Origin of the sequence: Bathymodiolus heckerae thiotrophic gill symbiont (genome assembly GCF_900180345.1) — a bacterium.
Classification (GTDB): Bacteria; Pseudomonadota; Gammaproteobacteria; order PS1; family Pseudothioglobaceae; genus Thiodubiliella.
The window spans coordinates 49,658-68,388 of record NZ_FXLV01000001.1 but is presented as its reverse complement, the minus strand read 5'-3'; the positions used below and the strand labels follow the sequence as shown (position 1 = coordinate 68,388).

General features: G+C 39.4%; 18 protein-coding genes and 1 pseudogene. All 19 read left to right on the top strand.

The genetic code is table 11. From position 1 onward, the window contains the following. The coding region (locus tag CRYPD_RS00355; protein WP_138145586.1) for an RHS repeat domain-containing protein at positions 1-1,209 on the top strand (1,209 nt) is incomplete at its 5' end. A 6-nt stretch (positions 1,210-1,215) separates the two neighbouring features. Beyond that, a complete protein-coding gene (locus CRYPD_RS00350) occupies positions 1,216-1,701 on the top strand; it encodes a hypothetical protein (RefSeq protein ID WP_138145585.1) in 486 nt (161 codons plus the stop codon). A 117-nt stretch (positions 1,702-1,818) separates the two neighbouring features. Next, a pseudogene (locus tag CRYPD_RS00345) lies at positions 1,819-2,497 on the top strand (IS1595 family transposase). Further along, a complete protein-coding gene (locus tag CRYPD_RS00340; protein WP_138145584.1) occupies positions 2,494-4,998 on the top strand; it encodes a YhdP family protein in 2,505 nt (834 codons plus the stop codon). The pseudogene CRYPD_RS00345 and the gene CRYPD_RS00340 overlap by 4 nt, the downstream one beginning before the upstream one ends. A 34-nt stretch (positions 4,999-5,032) precedes the next feature. Next, on the top strand, positions 5,033-6,454 hold the full coding sequence (tldD, locus tag CRYPD_RS00335) for a metalloprotease TldD (RefSeq protein ID WP_138145583.1): 1,422 nt from the start codon (positions 5,033-5,035) through the stop codon (positions 6,452-6,454). A gap of 127 nt (positions 6,455-6,581) precedes the next feature. Further along, entirely contained in the window at positions 6,582-6,938 is a 357-nt protein-coding gene (gene ndhC, locus CRYPD_RS00330; RefSeq protein WP_138145582.1) for an NADH-quinone oxidoreductase subunit A, read from the top strand. A gap of 51 nt (positions 6,939-6,989) precedes the next feature. Next, a complete protein-coding gene (locus tag CRYPD_RS00325) occupies positions 6,990-7,469 on the top strand; it encodes a NuoB/complex I 20 kDa subunit family protein (RefSeq protein WP_138145581.1) in 480 nt (159 codons plus the stop codon). Next, the gene (locus CRYPD_RS00320; RefSeq protein ID WP_138145580.1) at positions 7,470-8,084 is read left to right on the top strand and encodes an NADH-quinone oxidoreductase subunit C; all 615 of its coding nucleotides are present in this window, start codon (positions 7,470-7,472) and stop codon (positions 8,082-8,084) included. 11 nt (positions 8,085-8,095) lie between these two features. Continuing rightward, positions 8,096-9,349: an NADH-quinone oxidoreductase subunit D gene (locus CRYPD_RS00315; RefSeq protein ID WP_138145579.1), complete on the top strand. Its 1,254-nt coding sequence runs from the start codon at positions 8,096-8,098 to the stop codon at positions 9,347-9,349. Between the two features lie 268 nt (positions 9,350-9,617). Then, positions 9,618-10,091: an NADH-quinone oxidoreductase subunit NuoE gene (gene nuoE, locus CRYPD_RS00310; RefSeq protein ID WP_138145578.1), complete on the top strand. Its 474-nt coding sequence runs from the start codon at positions 9,618-9,620 to the stop codon at positions 10,089-10,091. Next, positions 10,088-11,356, top strand: a complete 1,269-nt coding sequence (gene nuoF, locus CRYPD_RS00305; RefSeq protein WP_138145577.1) for an NADH-quinone oxidoreductase subunit NuoF — start codon at positions 10,088-10,090, stop codon at positions 11,354-11,356. The genes nuoE and nuoF overlap by 4 nt, the downstream gene beginning before the upstream one ends. Next, complete coding sequence (gene nuoG / locus CRYPD_RS00300; RefSeq protein WP_138145576.1) at positions 11,356-13,608, top strand: NADH-quinone oxidoreductase subunit NuoG; 2,253 nt, start codon at positions 11,356-11,358, stop codon at positions 13,606-13,608. The genes nuoF and nuoG overlap by 1 nt, the downstream gene beginning before the upstream one ends. Then, positions 13,605-14,669 carry an NADH-quinone oxidoreductase subunit NuoH gene (gene nuoH, locus CRYPD_RS00295; RefSeq protein WP_138145575.1) on the top strand — a complete coding sequence of 355 codons (1,065 nt, stop codon included), beginning with the start codon at positions 13,605-13,607 and terminating at the stop codon, positions 14,667-14,669. The genes nuoG and nuoH overlap by 4 nt, the downstream gene beginning before the upstream one ends. 17 nt (positions 14,670-14,686) lie before the next feature. Further along, on the top strand, positions 14,687-15,181 hold the full coding sequence (gene nuoI / locus CRYPD_RS00290) for an NADH-quinone oxidoreductase subunit NuoI (RefSeq protein WP_138145574.1): 495 nt from the start codon (positions 14,687-14,689) through the stop codon (positions 15,179-15,181). Then, positions 15,178-15,468, top strand: coding sequence for a nucleotidyltransferase family protein (locus CRYPD_RS00285; RefSeq protein WP_138145573.1), 291 nt, complete (start codon positions 15,178-15,180; stop codon positions 15,466-15,468). Before nuoI ends, CRYPD_RS00285 begins: the two co-directional genes overlap by 4 nt. Continuing rightward, entirely contained in the window at positions 15,465-15,848 is a 384-nt protein-coding gene (locus tag CRYPD_RS00280) for an HI0074 family nucleotidyltransferase substrate-binding subunit (RefSeq protein WP_138145572.1), read from the top strand. Before CRYPD_RS00285 ends, CRYPD_RS00280 begins: the two co-directional genes overlap by 4 nt. After that, positions 15,838-16,449, top strand: a complete 612-nt coding sequence (locus tag CRYPD_RS00275) for an NADH-quinone oxidoreductase subunit J (protein ID WP_138145571.1) — start codon at positions 15,838-15,840, stop codon at positions 16,447-16,449. Before CRYPD_RS00280 ends, CRYPD_RS00275 begins: the two co-directional genes overlap by 11 nt. Then, positions 16,449-16,754, top strand: coding sequence for an NADH-quinone oxidoreductase subunit NuoK (gene nuoK / locus CRYPD_RS00270; RefSeq protein ID WP_138145570.1), 306 nt, complete (start codon positions 16,449-16,451; stop codon positions 16,752-16,754). Before CRYPD_RS00275 ends, nuoK begins: the two co-directional genes overlap by 1 nt. 15 nt (positions 16,755-16,769) lie before the next feature. Then, entirely contained in the window at positions 16,770-18,731 is a 1,962-nt protein-coding gene (gene nuoL, locus CRYPD_RS00265) for an NADH-quinone oxidoreductase subunit L (protein ID WP_138145569.1), read from the top strand.

Genomic DNA, 18,731 nt, shown 5'->3' with positions numbered 1-18,731 from the left:
ATTGACACCATCACCGATGGACAAGGTAATATTGTTGAGCGTATGAGCTATCATGCATTTGGAGAAAGAAGACAAGGCGACTGGCGTGCCAGCGACCCACTACTCCCCATCATCCCAGCCTTAACTAATAGAGGCTTCACTGGGCACGAACACATTGATGAGATGGGCTTTATTCATATGAATGGTAGAGTGTATGACCCGAGTATTGGACGGTTTTTAAGTGCGGATACCTATATCCAAGACCCTTACAATACACAAAGTTACAACAGATACAGTTATGTAATAAACAACCCACTAAAATACACCGACCCTAGTGGAAACTTTTTTGGCATTGTATTGGGTCTGATTTCTGCAGTTGCCACTAAAGCAATGATTGCTGCTATTGGTGTCGAACTGTTATTAACAAAAATAGCAATCGCTTACGCTGTGAGTTATACAGTAACCTACGCCGCAACAGGCAGTGCCAAAGCCGCACAAGGCGCAGGACTGGCAGCAGGGTTGTTTATGGGCATTGGTGGATTACGAGGTGAAAAAATGGGCGTTGATGGCAAAATGCAGCACAATCCAGGCTGGGAATCAGGCTCTATGAAAACCCTGGCTGCCCATGGCTTGGCAGGCGGTATCGTGCAAGACAGAATGGGGGGTAGTTTTGGTGCTGGGTTCCTAGCAGGTTCAGTTGGTTCTTACCTTGGTTCATCAGGTAATGCAGCTAATACTAGCGAGCTTGTCACCAATACCATTACAGATGCGGTAGTTGGGGGTACAGTCTCAGTTATCGGTGGGGGTAAGTTTGCTAATGGGGCACAGACTGGGGCGTTTAGGTATTTGTTTAATGAGAGTATGCATAGCGGCTCTATTTCAAAACATACAATGTATGAAAACAAGCACGCTAGTTTTAGAGAAGAAAGAATTAATGGAAAATGGAAAGATATTGCTTTTGATCAAATACCTAGTAATGCCAGAAAAGCGTTAAAAATAACTGCTATGTTGAGACCAAGTGCTGGTTACCGAGATTATGAAATAAATTATTATTATCAATACGAAGAGAGGCAGTATAATGTTTACGGATATTATAGTAACGATATATTTGTACCGACTACCGCTAGATTCAACATAGAGCCAACAGGTAGAACCTCAGAAGTTATATATTTTAATGGAAAAGGAAAAGATCTTCGTGTCTGCCTATCTTTTCTTTGCACCTCTTATTGATTTGCAATGAAATCAGCTGTTTTTAATTTTATGCTACTGGTAATAATTTTATTTGTTTCTTTTTTTATTGCCATGACAACTTCTTTATCAACTGTTTTTGAAGAAATTAAACAACCAGAAAAAACTCAACGACATCTCTATTTAGAAAGCAAACAAGGCTATACTAGGATGGAAATGGATGATTTATATAAAGAAATAGATAAATTTGAAAAGAGATGGCATAAAAAGGGCGATAAAGAGAAAATTACTAATGCAGAAGGACTTGGTATAGTTTTAAATAGAATACAATTTATTTTTGCCTTTATAATATTTATTTTTTCTATGTTGTGTAAGGTTAAATCATATTTAGATTTTATTTCAATATTTATATTATTGATTTTGATAACATTTATAGTGCCAGTGTTATCAAATAGTATTTTTATTTTTTCTATTATTGCAACTTTTTCTGTTTCATTCTACAGAAGTAGGAGTAATAGGGGCAGGCTACTTTAAATAGTATAATTTCCATTTTTTATCACAAAACCTCTATACTATACAAAACCAAAGTGTTAGTGTAAATTAAGGGTCATGACAACTTAAGCATATTTAAAATCATGTTAAAGTACCGTTATGAAAGTAAAAAACAAGTATGTAAATCGTTCCCGTATTTCAGAGAAGAGATTTAGAGAAATAATTAAGTATTTTTCTCTTGATTTGAACGCAGTTCAAATCAAGGAATTAACAGGATTGAGCAGACAAACAATCAACAAATATTTAACCGCTATTAGGCTTAGAATTGTAGAACTATCCATACTTCAATCTGCCCCACTAGTGAGTCGATGAAAGCTATTTTGGCGCACGGCGCGTCCGCGGAAAACGCGGCCGTGGCGCCTTAGGGGAAACCATTGTTTTTGGCTTGCTAAAAAGAGGTGATAAGGTTTATACTGAGATTGTTCCAAACTGCAAAAGTACTACCCTACAAAGGATTATCAAGGGTAAAACTAGTATTGAAAGCGTCATTCATTCTGATGGTTGGCGAGGGTATAATGGTTTAGTAGATTTTGGCTATAAGAAGCATTTTAGAGTACATCATAGCAAGAATGAATTTGCTCGTGGTAATGCACATATTAACGGCATAGAATCATTTTTGGGTTATGCCAAAACAAGGCTGGTAAAATTTAAAGGAATGAATAAAAATATGTTTAATTTACACTTGAAAGAATGTGAATTTAGATTCAATAATCGCAAGCAAAATCTTTATAAGATTTTGCTTGAAATGTTCAGAAAAGAGTCGCTTAAGTTGTCATGACCCAAAAAATATTATCTTACAGTGTCAAGGTGCTAAAGTTAAGCGCTTGGTTTAGTGCAATTGCGGTATTAATTATTGCTTTAGTGGTGATGTTTTTTGTTACATTCCCCTCATTAATCAAAATACCTATTGCAACTCAGCTATCTGAACTTGGTGATTTAGAAATCACGCTGTCTGATGTGCATTTTGATTTTAAGCAAGGGTATTTGTTTTTACAAATAGACGGCTTGAATATTGACACGCCTAAGCAAACACCACATAGGCAAAACAAACCAATAGCAACGATTGACCATTTGAAATGGAAAATTCGTTTAAATTCGCTTATTAATGATATTTACAGTCCAAGCAAAATTTTTATTGATACTTTGGTATTTTATCCAAATACTAGCCAACTTGATGTTAATAAGATTCGACAGTTAGTTTCCCCTCAAGGCTTAGAGTCGCTTGATTTTCTCAAGTCATTGAGTATCAACAAAACTTTAATCAAAGGAGGACTAAACCTTGAGATTGCGCCGATGTTATTCACACACGATAAAGCGCAACTTTCTCTTAAAATAACAGGGCAAACCCTCGGATTTGGCTTATCAGATGCGCAACTGGGCAAGATAGATATTGTTGCTACTTTGATGCGCATACAATCCGAACACGAACATTCTTTAATTTTACCAATAGTGATTAGTAATAAGGATTTGTCAATCAATAGTACGGTTAAATTTTCTCATCAAGAGGGCAATGACTTTGTTGAACTTGAGAGTTACATAGAGCGTATGCAGGTTAATAATCTTGCTAAATACCTGCCTCTACAATGGGTGGGCGATGATACTTATGCTTGGATAAAACGCGGTTTTATTGCAGGCACATTGCAACACTCAAAACTACATATTAAGAAAAATTTATCAACCACAAACGCCATTGAATTGCAATTCAGCACACAATTAAAAGAGATGGAATTGTTGTTTAATTCTGGTTGGAAGCCGCTTAAACAACTCAATGCCAGTCTTGAGACTGATGGTAAAAAAATCCAAGTAATAGTGCATGACACCAAACTCAATGAAATGACTTTAAATGCGATTAAAGTACAAATTAAGGACATCAGTCAGGAGAATTTAGAAGTAGAAGTGATGGGTAAAATCAATACTCAAAGCGAGCGTTTGCTTGCATTTTTGAAGCACACTCCGCTGAGTAAAGAGGTGAGTAAAACGCTCAATCAATTTAGCTTGTCTGGCAAGGTTAATGGCAACATACAATTGGTCATTCCGCTAGATGAAAGAGCGTCAAAATTGGATATCGATTTAACACTTAAAGACAATCGTTTGAGTGTTTTAGAGGGTGCAGTTGTGGTTGAGGATTATAACTCAAAGCTGCTGTTTCATCATAATGAAATTACGGCCACTGGCGTGGGCAATATTCGAGGTATGCCATTTGATATTCGTATCAATCCTAATAATAGAAACGATGACGATGAGCGTACTTTTGGCGTGGAATTGGTAAACAATAATGCTAAATTTAAGACTTATATCACCAAACAACTTGATCAATCTTGGCGTGCGAGAATTGAATCTGAATCGGTTAAGGGCAATATAGCCGTTATTCTAAATGAGGATGGCATTCCAATTGTCCAATTATTAGGCGTGCAAATAACAACTTTAGATGCGATTAAAGGTGATTGGAAAATCAGTCCACAAGATTTTCCAAGTATGCACTTGAGCACAAAAGACATTTATATTAATGAAAATGTTTTGCCAAATTTTAGTGCTGAATTGACCTCTAAAGGTAATGTACTTGTTATTAATGATTTGAAATTTGAAGGATTTGGTGTTGGCAGTAAAGCACTCAGCTTTCAAGGCGCTTGGGACGGTAGCAAAACACGACTACACGCTAAGGCAAAAGACAAAGGCTTGACTGAGTTCTTGGAAAAACTAAAAGTGAAAGAAAAAGTCACTGGCGGAGAGTTTGACTTTGATGTGCACCTTGCTTGTGAATGTGCCCCGTGGAATATGAATTATCAATATATCACTGGCCATATTACTATGAATGTGAAAGAAGGTGTGTTTACCGATAAAGACCCTAATATTGGGCGTATTCTATCACTGTTAAACATCAAATCAATTGCCAAACGCCTGAAACTAAATCTCTCTGATGTGACCAATAAAGGCTTTACTTATGACAATATAACCACGAAAATCCATCTACAAGATGCGAAAGCTAAGATTGAATATTTTAATCTTGAAGCTTCATCAAGCAGCATTACGCTAAGCGGGCAAAGTAATATTGTTGATAAGCAATATGATTTGGTGGCAAAAGTAACGCCTGCCATTGGTGATGCAGTACCTATAGCGACCTATCTTGCAGGTGGTGGACTGGTTGGGTTGGGTGTGTGGCTGGTGGACGAGGCACTATTTGATGGTAAAATAATCAACAAATTTGTTGATGGAGTAGCAGAGTTTGAATATAAAATCACAGGTCCATGGAGCAACCCTGTTATTAAGAAAATACAATAAGGATGTAAGAGGTTGAACCCCTTACAATACAAATATGATTGAACAATTGTTAAGCCAGCATCATTTAAATCAAGGAAAAATTGAAAATCTGCTCTCAGATTTATTTGTCAAAGGCACTGATTATGCCGATTTGTATTTCCAGCATTCTGTTGCTGAATCTTGGTTTTTAGAAGAGAAAATTGTCAAATCAGGTGCCTATAATATCAGCCATGGTGTCGGCACGCGTGCGATTAAAGGCGAACAAACAGGCTTTGCGTATTCAGATGATTTGAATATAGACGCTATTGAAAAGGCCATTAATTTTGCCAAAGGCATTTCTAAACATCAAACATCACAAACCATTATGCCGTTTCAATTCATACCTCAAGTGGCTAAATACAGCGGACTTAGTCCTCTAGGTAGCTTAACCTCAGTAGAAAAAGTTGATTTATTAAAAAGAATTGACGCTATTGCCAGAAAAGAGCCAAAAGTGAAACAAGTCAGTGCTTCATTGTCAGGCGCTTATACCGAAGTATTGATTGCCTCAACGGACGGCGTTTATCAAAAAGATTATCGCCCAATGGTGCGTGTCAGCGTCAGTGTGATTGTGGAACATAACGGCCGAATTGAGCAAGCTTCAAGCGGCGGTGGTGGTCGTTATGATTATCGTTATTTTATTGACCATAATTTAGATGAAATCTACACTCACGAGGCAATTCGCCAAGCCTTGGTCGCACTTGAGGCGCAAGAAGCTCCTGCTGGCAAACTGCCCGTGATATTAGGCTCAGGCTGGCCAGGTGTATTATTACACGAGGCGATTGGTCATGGGTTGGAAGGGGACTTTAATCGTAAAGGCACTTCAGTTTTTACCGGCAAAATTGGCGAACAAGTGGCAAGTGAAAAATGCACTATTGTGGATAACGGTACCTTGGCCAATCGCCGTGGCTCACTCACTATTGACGATGAAGGCACGCCAACACAAAACACCACCTTGATTGAAAATGGCATTCTAAAGGGCTATCTATTCGACAAAATGAATGCAAAATTAATGGGAAAACCCCTCACTGGCAATGGGCGACGCGAATCTTATGCCCACATTCCCATGCCTAGAATGACCAACACTTATATGCTTAACGGAGAGGACACTTTAGAGGAGATGATCGCTTCAGTTGATGAAGGTATTTACGCCGTAAACTTTGATGGCGGGCAAGTGGACATCACCTCGGGCAAGTTCGTCTTCTCTACCAACGAAGCCTATTTCATCAAAAACGGCAAAATTACTCACCCCGTCAAAGGCGCAACGCTCATCGGCGCTGGCGACGAAGTCCTTAAAAAAATCTCCATGGTTGCCAACGACCTGAAACTCGATGGTGGCGTTGGTGTCTGTGGCAAAGACGGGCAAAGTGTACCAGTAGGCGTGGGTCAGCCAAGCCTTAAAATCGATGAACTCACCATTGGTGGCACACAAGTCGAATAAGGCAAGCATTAATTAAATTAGTCACCCTGATGTGTTAAGCGAGCTAAAACAGAAATACACCATAATTACGAAAAAATCTCCAATAAATTGGCTATAATGTTTTACTTCTGTCAATAAGAGAGACAAAGTGTTAGAAAATTATTTACCCATTATGGTTTTTATTTTTTTAGGGATTGCATTTGGCATTGGTCCAATGTTAATCGGCTATTTGTTAGGACCAAGCAAACCAGATGAAGAGAAAAATTCTCAGTTTGAGTGTGGTTTTCCTGCGTTTGACGATTCTCGTATGTATTTTAATGTGCGGTATTATTTAGTAGCAATTTTGTTTATTTTGTTTGATTTAGAGGTCGCCTTCGTCTTTCCATGGGCAGTGGTTCAGTCGCAACTTGGCTGGTTTGGTTTTGTGGCTATTAGTATCTTTTTATTTTTATTGGTAGTGGGTTTTATTTTCGAATGGAAGAAGGGAGCGCTGGAATGGGAATAAACTCTGTCTTGCTAAAAGAAAAAATACTCGCTTATTTGACAAGAGGTTTGTGTGGCAATTGAAGGCTTAATGAAAGAAGGGTTTGTAACCACTTCGCTTGACAAAGTCATTAATTGGGCGAGAACGGGTTCGTTATGGCCGATGACTTTTGGTTTGGCGTGTTGTGCGGTAGAGATGATGGAGGCGGGTTCTTCGCGTTATGACCTTGACCGTTTTGGCGTTGTTTTTAGACCTACGCCACGCCAGTCAGATCTGATGATTGTGGCTGGTACGCTGACTAACAAAATGGCACCTGCTTTGCGCAAAGTTTATGACCAAATGCCTGAGCCAAGATGGGTGATTTCTATGGGGTCGTGTGCGAATGGCGGAGGCTATTATCATTATTCTTACGCAGTCGTTAGAGGTTGCGATCGTATTGTGCCAGTAGATGTGTATGTACCCGGTTGCCCGCCAACGGCAGAAGCATTGTTGTATGGTATTTTACAATTACAAGAAAAAATCAAACGCACTAACACCATTGCAAGGACATAAATGCAAGACTTAAAAACACAATTAGTGGAAGAATTTGGCAAAGACAAAGTTGTTGAAGCATTTGGCGAATTAACTTTAACGGTTGATGCCGCTGATATTATTAAATCGTGTTTAAAACTCAGAGATGTTTTCTTCTTTGATACTTTGATTGATTTGTGTGGCGTAGATTATTTGACTTATGGTCAGTCTGATTGGGATGCCAACGCCAGTTCTTCAGGTTTTGGCAGAGCACGCGAAGCGCAGATCGATGAAGACAGGCATGATAAGCGCTTTGCTACAGTCTATCATTTGCTTTCAGTGCGTAAGAATCACCGACTTCGAGTAAAAGCGTTTGTCGATGAAGCACAACCCATGATTAAAACAGTAACAGGCGTTTGGGCAGTAGCAGATTGGTATGAACGAGAGGCGTTTGATTTGATGGGTATTTTGTTTGAAAATCATACAGACTTGCGTCGTATTTTGACTGATTATGGCTTTGTTGGGCATCCATTGCGCAAGGATTTTCCCATGATTGGCGAAGTTGAGATGCGTTATGATGAAAAATTGGGTCGTGTGGTATATGAGCCAGTGAGTATCGAGCCGAATATTAATGTACCTAGAGTAATCAGGAAATAAGGTTTTATAAAATGGCTGAAATCCGTAACTATACACTTAACTTTGGTCCACAGCATCCTGCGGCACACGGCGTTTTGCGTCTTATCTTGGAAATTGATGGCGAGGTGATCGAACGCGCCGACCCACATATCGGGCTACTTCATCGTGGCACTGAAAAACTTGCTGAATCTAAGCCTTACAACCAGTCTATTGGCTATATGGACAGGCTTGATTATGTCTCAATGATGTGCAACGAGCATGCCTATGTGCGGGCCATTGAAACCATGCTTGAGCTGGAAGTACCACAGCGGGCACAATACATTCGGGTGATGTTTGATGAAATTACCCGCATTCTTAACCACCTAATGTGGCTAGGTACGCACGGGCTTGATGTAGGTGCCATGAGTATTTTCTTGTACGCTTTTCGTGAACGAGAAAAATTAATTGATTGCTATGAAGCGGTATCAGGCTCACGAATGCATGCGACTTATTATCGCCCAGGCGGCGTGTATCGTGATTTGCCCGAGAAAATGCCGCAATATTTAAAAAACGATTTCCGTAAGCCTAAAGAATTAGAGGTAATGAACAAAAATCGTCAAGGCTCGTTATTGGATTTTATTGATGATTTTGTCAAAGAATTCCCAAAAAGCATCAAACAATATGATGATTTATTAACAGACAACCGTATTTGGAAACAGCGTTTGGTGAATATTGGCATTGTTTCTGCCAATCGCGCTAAACAATTAGGCTTTACAGGCCCCATGTTGCGTGGCTCTGGCGTGGCATGGGATTTGCGAAAAAATCAGCCGTATGCAGTTTACGATAAATTAGAATTTGACATTCCCGTAGGCGTGACAGGTGATAGTTACGACCGCTATTTGGTGCGTATGGAAGAGATGCGCCAGTCTAATCATATCATCAAACAGTGTATAGATTGGCTAAGGCTTAATCCAGGCTCAGTGATGAGCAACGACCACAAAGTCGCACCGCCAAATCGTGAAGCCATGAAAGACGATATGGAATCACTTATTCATCATTTTAAACTGTTTACTGAAGGCTATTGCCTGCCAGAAGGTGAAGTTTATTCTGCTATTGAGCATCCTAAAGGGGAGTTTGGTATTTATTTAATTTCCGATGGCGCAAATAAGCCTTATAGAGTAAAAATTAGAGCGCCAGGTTTTGCCCATTTAGCAGCAATGGATGAGATGGCAAAAGGGCATATGCTTTCAGATGTAGTAACTATTATCGGCACGCAGGATATAGTTTTCGGAGAGATAGACCGATGAGAAACTTCGTCTTTTTCCCTTTTGCTGCGTTAAACTTGCCACTCATTCGGTCACATAGTAAAAACTATACTCCCTCATTCGTGTCTGCATTTGCCTTGCATAAGGAAAAAATACTCGTTTCTGTAAGGGGCTTTATTTTCCCTTTTGCTGCGTTAAACTTGCCACTCATTCGGTCACATAGTAAAAACTATGCTCCTTCATTCGTGCCTATATTTGCTTTGCATAAGGAAAAAATATTGGCTTCTATAAAAATGAGGGGTTTGGTGTTATGATTTCTAATCAAGCAAAAAAACAAATTGATGTTTGGGTAGCAAAATACCCAATAGGACGCCAAAGCTCTGCGGTGATGGAGGCGTTGAAGATTGTACAGGCAGAAAATGAAAACAGACTGAGTGCTGACATCATTCAAGCGGTGGCCGATTATTTAGATATGCCTAGTATTGCCGCTCAAGAGGTGGCAACATTTTATGAAAACTATAATCATAAATCAGTAGGAAAACACACCATTCGCATTTGCCACAATATTTCTTGTATGCTCAACGGTGCTGATGATTTGGTTAAATATTTAGAAAAGAAACTCGGCGTTAAAACAGGTAAAGTAACAAAAAATGGATTAGTCAATGTGAAAAAAGTTGAGTGCTTAGGCGCTTGTGTTGGTGCGCCAATGTTTCAAATTGGTGAACAGTATTATGAAAACCTAACCAAGCAAAAAATTGATGAAATTGTGGATAATTTAAAATGAATGAAGTTTGTTTTAAAAACTTAGATAAGAAAAAATGCTACTCGCTTAAGGTGTATGAGCAAAGTGGCGGTTATAGCATTTGGCGCAAAATCCTAAAAGGCGAGCTTACACCTGAAGAAATCATTGATGAATTAAAAGCCTCAGGCCTGCGTGGTCGTGGCGGTGCAGGCTTTCCCACTGGGCTTAAGTGGAGTTTTATGCCACGCAATGCTAGTATGCAAAAATATGTAGTTTGCAACTCAGACGAAGGCGAGCCAGGCACTTGCAAAGACAGAGACATTCTTAGATATAACCCCCATGCCGTGATTGAAGGTATGGCGATTGGTGGCTTTGTAATGAATGCCAGCGTGGGTTATAACTATATCCGTGGCGAATTTATGGAGCCGTTCAAGCGTTTTGAAGGTGCATTAAAAGAAGTTTACAAAGCAGGCTTATTGGGAAAAAACATTGGCGCCAGCGGTGTGAGCTTTGATTTACACACTCATTTAGGGGCAGGTGCTTATATTTGCGGCGAAGAAACAGCTCTTTTAGAGTCTATTGAGGGCAAAAAAGGGCAACCAAGATTTAAGCCGCCGTTCCCTGCAAATGTGGGTTTATTTGGTCAGCCAACTACCATTAATAACACCGAAAGTTTTGCTTCTGTACCTGAAATCCTATCCCAAGGCGGGCAATGGTTTGCTGATATTGGTGTAGAAAATTCTGGCGGTTGTAAATTATTTTCAGTAACGGGTCATGTGCAAAAGCCATCTAATTTTGAAGTGCCAATGGGCATACCGTTCAAAGATTTATTAGAGATGGCTGGTGGTATTAAAAAAGGCAGAAAACTAAAGGCCGTGATTCCAGGCGGATCATCAACCCCAGTACTAACAGCAGAAGTAGCAATGGAAATGACTATGGACTACGACGGCATTGAAAAAGCAGGCTCAATGCTTGGTGCAGGCTCGGTAATTGTAATGGACGATTCAACTTGTATGGTTGCAACCTTAACCCGTCTAGCGCATTTCTATTATGATGAATCTTGTGGGCAATGCACGCCGTGTCGTGAAGGCACAGGCTGGTTATATCGTGTGTTAAAACGCATTATGGACGGCGATGGTAAAGCAGATGATATTGATTTATTGCTGGGAGTGAGTGACAAAATTATGGGCAATACCATCTGTGCACTGGGCGATGCGGCTGCCATGCCAGTGGAGAGTTTTTTAAGAAATTTTAGACCAGAGTTTGAATATTATATTAAACACGGCAAGTCAATGGTGAAAGGATAATGGCTGATATTGAAATTGAAATTGACGGAAATTTAGTAAGTGCCAAAGCGGGTGAGATGCTCATTGCTGTTACTGACAGAGAAGGCATCAGTGTACCTAGGTTTTGTTATCACAAAAAACTATCAGTAGCGGCAAATTGCCGTATGTGCTTAGTGGATGTGGAGGGCGCACCAAAACCACAACCTGCGTGCTCTACGCCGATTAATGAAGGTATGAAAGTGCACACCAATAATGAAAAAGTTAAGGCCTCACAAAAAGCAGTGATGGAATTTTTACTTATTAACCACCCCTTAGATTGTCCGATTTGCGATCAAGGTGGTGAGTGTGAATTGCAAGATGTGGCAATGGACTATGGCTCGGATGTTTCACGATTTAGCGAAGGTAAGCGAGTGGTTGTGGATGGCGATATTGGTCCATTGATTCAAACCGATATGACCCGTTGCATTCACTGCACTCGTTGTGTGCGTTTTGGCGCTGAGATTGGTGGCATTATGGAAATGGGTGGCACTGGTCGCGGCGAAGACTTGAAGATTGAGCCGTTTTTAGCTGAGGGTATTCAATCAGAACTTTCGGGTAATATGATTGATGTTTGCCCAGTGGGCGCGTTGACTTCCAAGCCATTTCGTTATGAATTAAGGACATGGCAGATGAATTCTGTTTCCAATATTGCTAGACACGATTTGACTGGCTCCAATATTGTTACGCAAACCTACAAAGGTAGGGTTAAGCGTATTGTTGCCAAAGACAATGACAGCGTTAATGAGACTTGGATTTCTGATAGAGACCGTTTTTCTTATGAGGGTTTGGCACATGAGAATAGATTGCTTAGCCCGCAAATCAAAGTGAAAGGTGAATGGCGGGAAGTTAGCTGGGATGAGGCGCTTGAATTTGCTATGCGCGGCCTGACTGACAAGGTATTAAACACAGGAGAGGCTAATAAATTAGGCGCATTAGCCTCAAATACTGCGACACTTGAAGAATTCCATTTATTGCAAAAATTATTAAGAGAAGTAGGTTCTGAAAATATTGATTACCGTCTCAATATCAAGGATTTAGAAAATACAGTTACATTAGAATCCAATATTAAATTAGCAGGATTAGAGGGCGTTGATCATGTGTTGATTATTGGCTCTAATCCAAGATTAGAGCAACCAATGATTAACCATCGTTTGCGCAAAGCGTCGCTATCTGGTGCAAGTATTGATGTGATTAATGTCATGGCATTTGATTTTAATTATCAATTAAACAGCGAAAATATCGTTACACCAAATCAAATAGCATTCATGTTGGCAGAGGTGCTAAAGTTAATTTTACAAGCCTCTAATGCTGAGATTCCAGAGGCTCTGAGTAAGATTGAGGCGAGCGATACAGCAAAACAATTGGCAGATAGATTGCTAGATGCAGATAATTCGGTGATTATTTTGGGCGAGCATATGGTTAATAACCCACAGGCATCAAGCATAGCGCAATTGATTAACGAGATTGCTCAGCAAACCAATTCTACAACACTGAATATTAGTGCAACGGCGAATTCAATGGCAGGTGATTTGACAGAATTTGTTCCTGGAAAAAAAGGGCTGGATGCAAATGCAATGTTGGCAACAGGCTTAAAGGCTTACATTCTGCTAGATGTTTATCCGCACTTCGATTTTCATCATCCTGCCCAAGCGATTAAAGCATTAAGTAAGAAAGATGCCTTTGTTATTTCCATGAACAGTTTTAAAGATGAGGCGGTTGCGCAATATTCAGATGTGATGTTGCCAATCGCAAGTTTTTATGAAACCTCAGGCTCACATATTAATATTGAGGGCAAAGTGCAGTCATTCTGTGCGTCTGTCAGTGCGCCAAGCGATGTTAAGCCAGCATGGAAAGTGCTAAAAGTATTGGCAGATTTATTACAATTACCAGGCTTTCACTTTGCCAATTCTATGCAAGTTACCAGTGAAATTTCTAATCAAGGACACAAGCAAAATGTTAGCAATAAGAAGCTTGACATTAAGGTTAAACGCAGTGTGAATGTGATTTGGCAAAAATCACCTTATGCGGTTGATGCTTTATCTAGGCATGCCAGCGCCTTGCAAGCCACTAAAATCGGTCAAATGCATAGTGCGTCGATGAACAAAGCCACGGCTAAGAAATTGGAAGTTGCTGAAAATGACAACTATCTAGGTGTGCCAGTTTCAATCCGTGAATCAGTTGCCAATAATTGCGTTTTTGTGAATACAAATAAGCCAATTAGAGGTGAGTTATGATTGCATTTTGGCAGTGGATACATGCGTTAATACCTTGGTTTGATGGGGCAATTGCCACTATTGTGATTATCTTAATTAAAGCCATTGCTTTAGTGATGCCGCTGATGTTGGTTGTGGCTTACTTCACTTATGCTGAGCGTAAAGTGATTGGCTATATGCAACTGCGTGTCGGGCCGAATCGTGTTGGGCCAAAAGGCTGGTTGCAACCTATTGCAGACGCTTTAAAACTAATGACCAAGGAAATAATTTTCCCAAGTAAGGCGAATATCTACCTGTTTTTATTAGCACCAGTCTTGGCAATTGCACCTGCAATCGCTATTTGGGCGGTTATTCCCTTTGATGAAGGTATGTATGTCGCCAATTTAGATATTAGCTTATTGTATGTATTAGCGATTGGTTCGGTGGGTGTTTATGGCATTATTCTAGCGGGTTGGGCATCAAATTCTAAGTATCCATTGCTAGGTGCATTGCGAAGTGCATCGCTGTTGGTTTCTTACGAAATTGTGATTGGTTTTGCGTTGGTAACTGTGGTAATGATTGCAGGTAGTGTCAATCTGAACGATATAGTGATGGCACAAAAAGGCAGTATTTTAAATTGGTATTGGATTCCTTTGTTCCCAATGATGATTATCTTTTTTATCTCGGCTTTGGTAGAAACTAACCGTGCGCCATTTGATGTGGTGGAAGGGGAATCTGAGATTGTCGGCGGCACTCATGTTGAATATTCGGGTATGACTTTTGCAGTTTTCTTCTTAGCAGAATATGCCAATATGATTTTTATGGCAGTGTTGGCAGTGATATTGTTTTTCGGTGGTTGGCATTCTCCGTTTGAAGGTATTGCGTATTTAGAGGCAGGTTTTGCTTGGGTGCCGGGCATTATTTGGTTATTGGCAAAATCTACTTTCTTTATGTTTTTATATTTGTGGATTCGTGCGACTTTTCCGCGTTTTCGTTATGACCAAATTATGCGCTTGTCTTGGAAGGTGTTTTTACCATGGACGATTGTTTGGATTTTTGTGGTAGCATTGATGACGCAACTTAAAATAGGCCCTTGGTTTTAATTCATCTGAGTAATTTTATGATTAATAATATTAAAAAATTAATAAAAGACTTTAGCTTAAGTGAGCTTCGTGGCGGGCTAAAAATCACAGCCAAAGAACTGATTAACAAAAAAATTACTGTTCAATTTCCTGAGGAGAGAACGCCGATTTCACCTAGGTTTAGGGGCTTACACGCTTTGCGTCGTTACCCAAATGGTGAAGAGCGGTGTATTGCTTGTAAATTGTGTGAAGCGGTTTGTCCAGCAAATGCCATTACCATTGAATCTGAAATGCGTGATGATGGTACTAGACGCACCACGCAATACGACATTGACTTATTCAAGTGTATTTTTTGTGGTTTTTGTGAAGAAGCTTGTCCTGTTGATGCAATTGTAGAAACGCAAATTTTTGATTATGCTTTTGTTGATTCTAGAGAAGGCAGTATTATTGACAAGGCGCACCTATTAGAGGTCGGCGATAACAACGAACAAATGATTAACGAGACCAAATTAGAAGATGCGAAATACCGATGAATAGAGTAGATAATATTATTCGTACTATTGCAAGCGAATTTCATCAGATTTTTGATGTCAATGTATCTTTGTTGTTGTTTGGTTCGAGGGCAAATAATACTGCCAGCCAATATTCGGATATCGATTTGGCCATTCAACACACACAAGAATTAGACGGCAACAAAATGCGAAAATTTCAAAATTTTATTGACAATATGCCTACTTTATATAGCGTCGATTTACTTGATATTAATGATGCTAGTGCCGAACTGAAAAAACAAATTAACCACAGTTCGATTCTATTATGAACACAATAAGATACAAAAATTTTAGACAATCGACAAGTAAACTGCAAGAGGTTTTGTTGGAAAATAAAACCGATATTGTGTGGGATAGTGCGATTAAGCGTTATGAAATTTGTTACGAATTGTCATGGAAATCAATACAAGAACAGTTAAAAAATGAAGGATTAGAGGTTTGTAATTCGCCAAAAAATTGTTTTAAACAAGCGTTTAAATTAGGCTTGATAGAAGAGGAAGAAATGTTTGCCGATATGGTGCAAAATCGCAATCTAACCACGCACACCTATAATGAAGATTTGGCAGATAAAATCTATGCTCAACTTGAGGGTTATTTGCAGATACTAACCAACCTTGCTAAAAATATAGGTAAAAATTATGAGCTTTGATCAAATATTATTTTATGTTTTCTCATTTTGGTTTATTGCTGCCTCATTGGCGATGATTTTTTCACGCAATGCAGCAAAAGCCGTATTGTTTTTAATTTTGGCTTTCTTTTCTGCGGCGAGTATTTGGATTTTACTTGAGGCAGAGTTTTTAGCGATTACCTTGATTTTGGTGTATGTCGGTGCAGTAATGGTGTTGTTCCTATTTGTCATTAAGATGCTTAATATTGATAAATCTAGTCTGCGTGCGAAATTTGCGAGTTATTTGCCACTGGGTTTGATTGTGGCAGCCATTATTGCCGCTGAAATGGCGCTGGTATTAGGTAACAATCAGTTTGGTTTAGAGATGATGGCAGCACCGGCGAGGCACGCAGCAGATTACAGCAATATTACCGTTTTGGCATTACAACTTTACACTGATTATGTGTATCCATTTGAATTGGCAGCGGTATTGTTGTTAATTGCGATTATTGCAGCAATTACCTTGGTGCATAGAAACGAAGGCAATCGTAAGACTCAAAATATTGCAGAGCAGGTTAGTGTTAAAGCCAAAGACAGAGTGTACTTGGTTTCAATTACCACGCCGAATAAGGAGGGAAAATAATGGTTAGTTTGAGTGATTATTTAATTCTAAGTGCCATTATTTTTTGTATTGGCTTGGTGGGTATTTTTGTTAATCGAACCAATATTATTACTTTACTGATGTGTGTTGAGTTAATTTTAGTGGCAGTGAATACTAATTTTATTGCCTTCTCGCACTTTTTAGGCAATGAAGCGGGGCAAATTTTTGTTTTCTTTATTTTGACAGTGGCAGCAGCAGAAGTGGCTATTGGGCTGGCAATTCTAACTTTATTGTTTAGAAATAAAGGCTCTATTAATGTTGATGTTACTAACAGTTTGAAGGGTTAATAAAAGAGATAAACTATGGAAAATTTTTATTTAACAATTGCACTTTCTCCTTTAATAGGCGCTATTATTGCTGGTTTTTTTGGGCGTGTATTGGGTCGTTCTGCCACACACACCATTACCATTTTAGGGGTGTTGGTTTCTACGGTGCTTGCGCTCATGGTTTTTAATCATCATGTGTTGGAGCGGGGCGAAGTTTTTAATCAAAACCTTTATACTTGGATGCAAATTGGTAATCTGAATGTGAGTGTTGGGTTTTTAGTTGATAACCTAACCTCTGTGATGTTGGTGGTGGTGTCGTTTGTGTCGTTAATGGTGCATATTTACACCATTGGCTATATGCATGATGATAAGGATTACACCAAGTTTTTTAGTTATATTTCTCTGTTTACTTTCTCAATGTTTATGCTAGTAATGAGTAATAACTTTATGCAGTTGTTCTTTGGCTGGGAGGCAGTGGGATTGGTTTCTTATTTATTGATTGGTTTTTGGCATCACAAAGAAAGTGCTGTTGAGGCGAATTTAAAGGCCTTTTTAGTTAATCGTGTTGGCGATTTTGGTTTTTTATTGGGCATTGGTTTAGTATTGGCATTTAGTGGCTCGCTTGACTATATGGAAGTGTTTGCCAGCCTTGATAACACAGTTAATCAAACACTCTGGGGTATGGATTTAATTACCGTGATTTGTTTGTTGTTGTTTGTTGGTGCGATGGGTAAATCAGCGCAAGTACCACTTCATGTTTGGTTGCCAGGTTCAATGGAAGGCCCAACACCAATTTCAGCACTGATTCACGCTGCCACTATGGTAACAGCGGGTATTTTTATGGTATCGCGTATGTCGCCGATGTTTGAAATGAGCGATGTGGCACTCACTGTGGTTATGGTTGTGGGTGCGATTACCGCCTTATTTATGGGTTTGCTTGGTATTGTGCAAAATGATATTAAGAAAGTGGTGGCGTATTCGACCTTGTCACAGCTGGGCTATATGACGGTCGCCTTAGGTGTAAGTGCTTATTCGGTGGCAATTTTTCATCTTATGACACATGCATTTTTTAAGGCGTTATTATTCTTGGGTGCAGGTTCGGTAATTGTTGCTATGCACCACGAGCAAGATATTCGTAAAATGGGTGGTTTGCGTAAGAAAATGCCTATTACTTACTGGACAGGCTTGATTGGCACGCTGGCACTTATTGGTTTCCCAGGTTTTGCAGGCTTTTATTCGAAAGATATGATTATTGAAGCGGTGCATTTCTCGCAATTACCGTATGCTGACTGGGTTTATTATGCCGTGGTTGCGGGTGTTTTTATTACTGCATTTTATTCATTTAGAATGTTTTTCTTGGTGTTTCATGGAGAATCGCGTGTTGATCATCACACTGAACAACACTTACACGAGTCGCCAGCATCAATTACTTTTCCGTTAATAATGCTGGCCATTCCTTCGGCGATTATTGGTTATTTTACGATTGAGCCAATGCTGTTTGCAGGTTGGTTGGACAATGCTATTAGTGTTGCCTCAAGGCATTTATCGATGGCTGAATTGAGTGGTGAGTTTCATGGGGCAGCGGAGATGATTTCTCACGCTGTGCAAACTTTACCATTTTGGATGATGGTTGGTGGTATTGTAGTTGCTTGGGTGTTCTCAATTTATCGAACTAAGTGGGCAGATTGGGTGCAGAAAAAATTCTCCGTTGTTGATTATGTGTTGCAATCTTTATATGGTTTTGACCGTTTTAACGAGATTGTCTTTGTAAATGGAGTTAAGAAGCTGGGTAATGTTTTATGGAAGGTTTCCGATTCTATGGTGATTGATTCGATGATAGTGAATGGCAGCGCTAGATTTATTGGTTTTATTGGCTCTATGGTGCGTCCAATTCAAACAGGTTATGTTTATCATTATGCCTTCTTTATGATTTTTAGTTTATTAATTATTTTAACTTGGACGCTGTTTATGGGTGACAAGCCATTACTGGTGATTTAA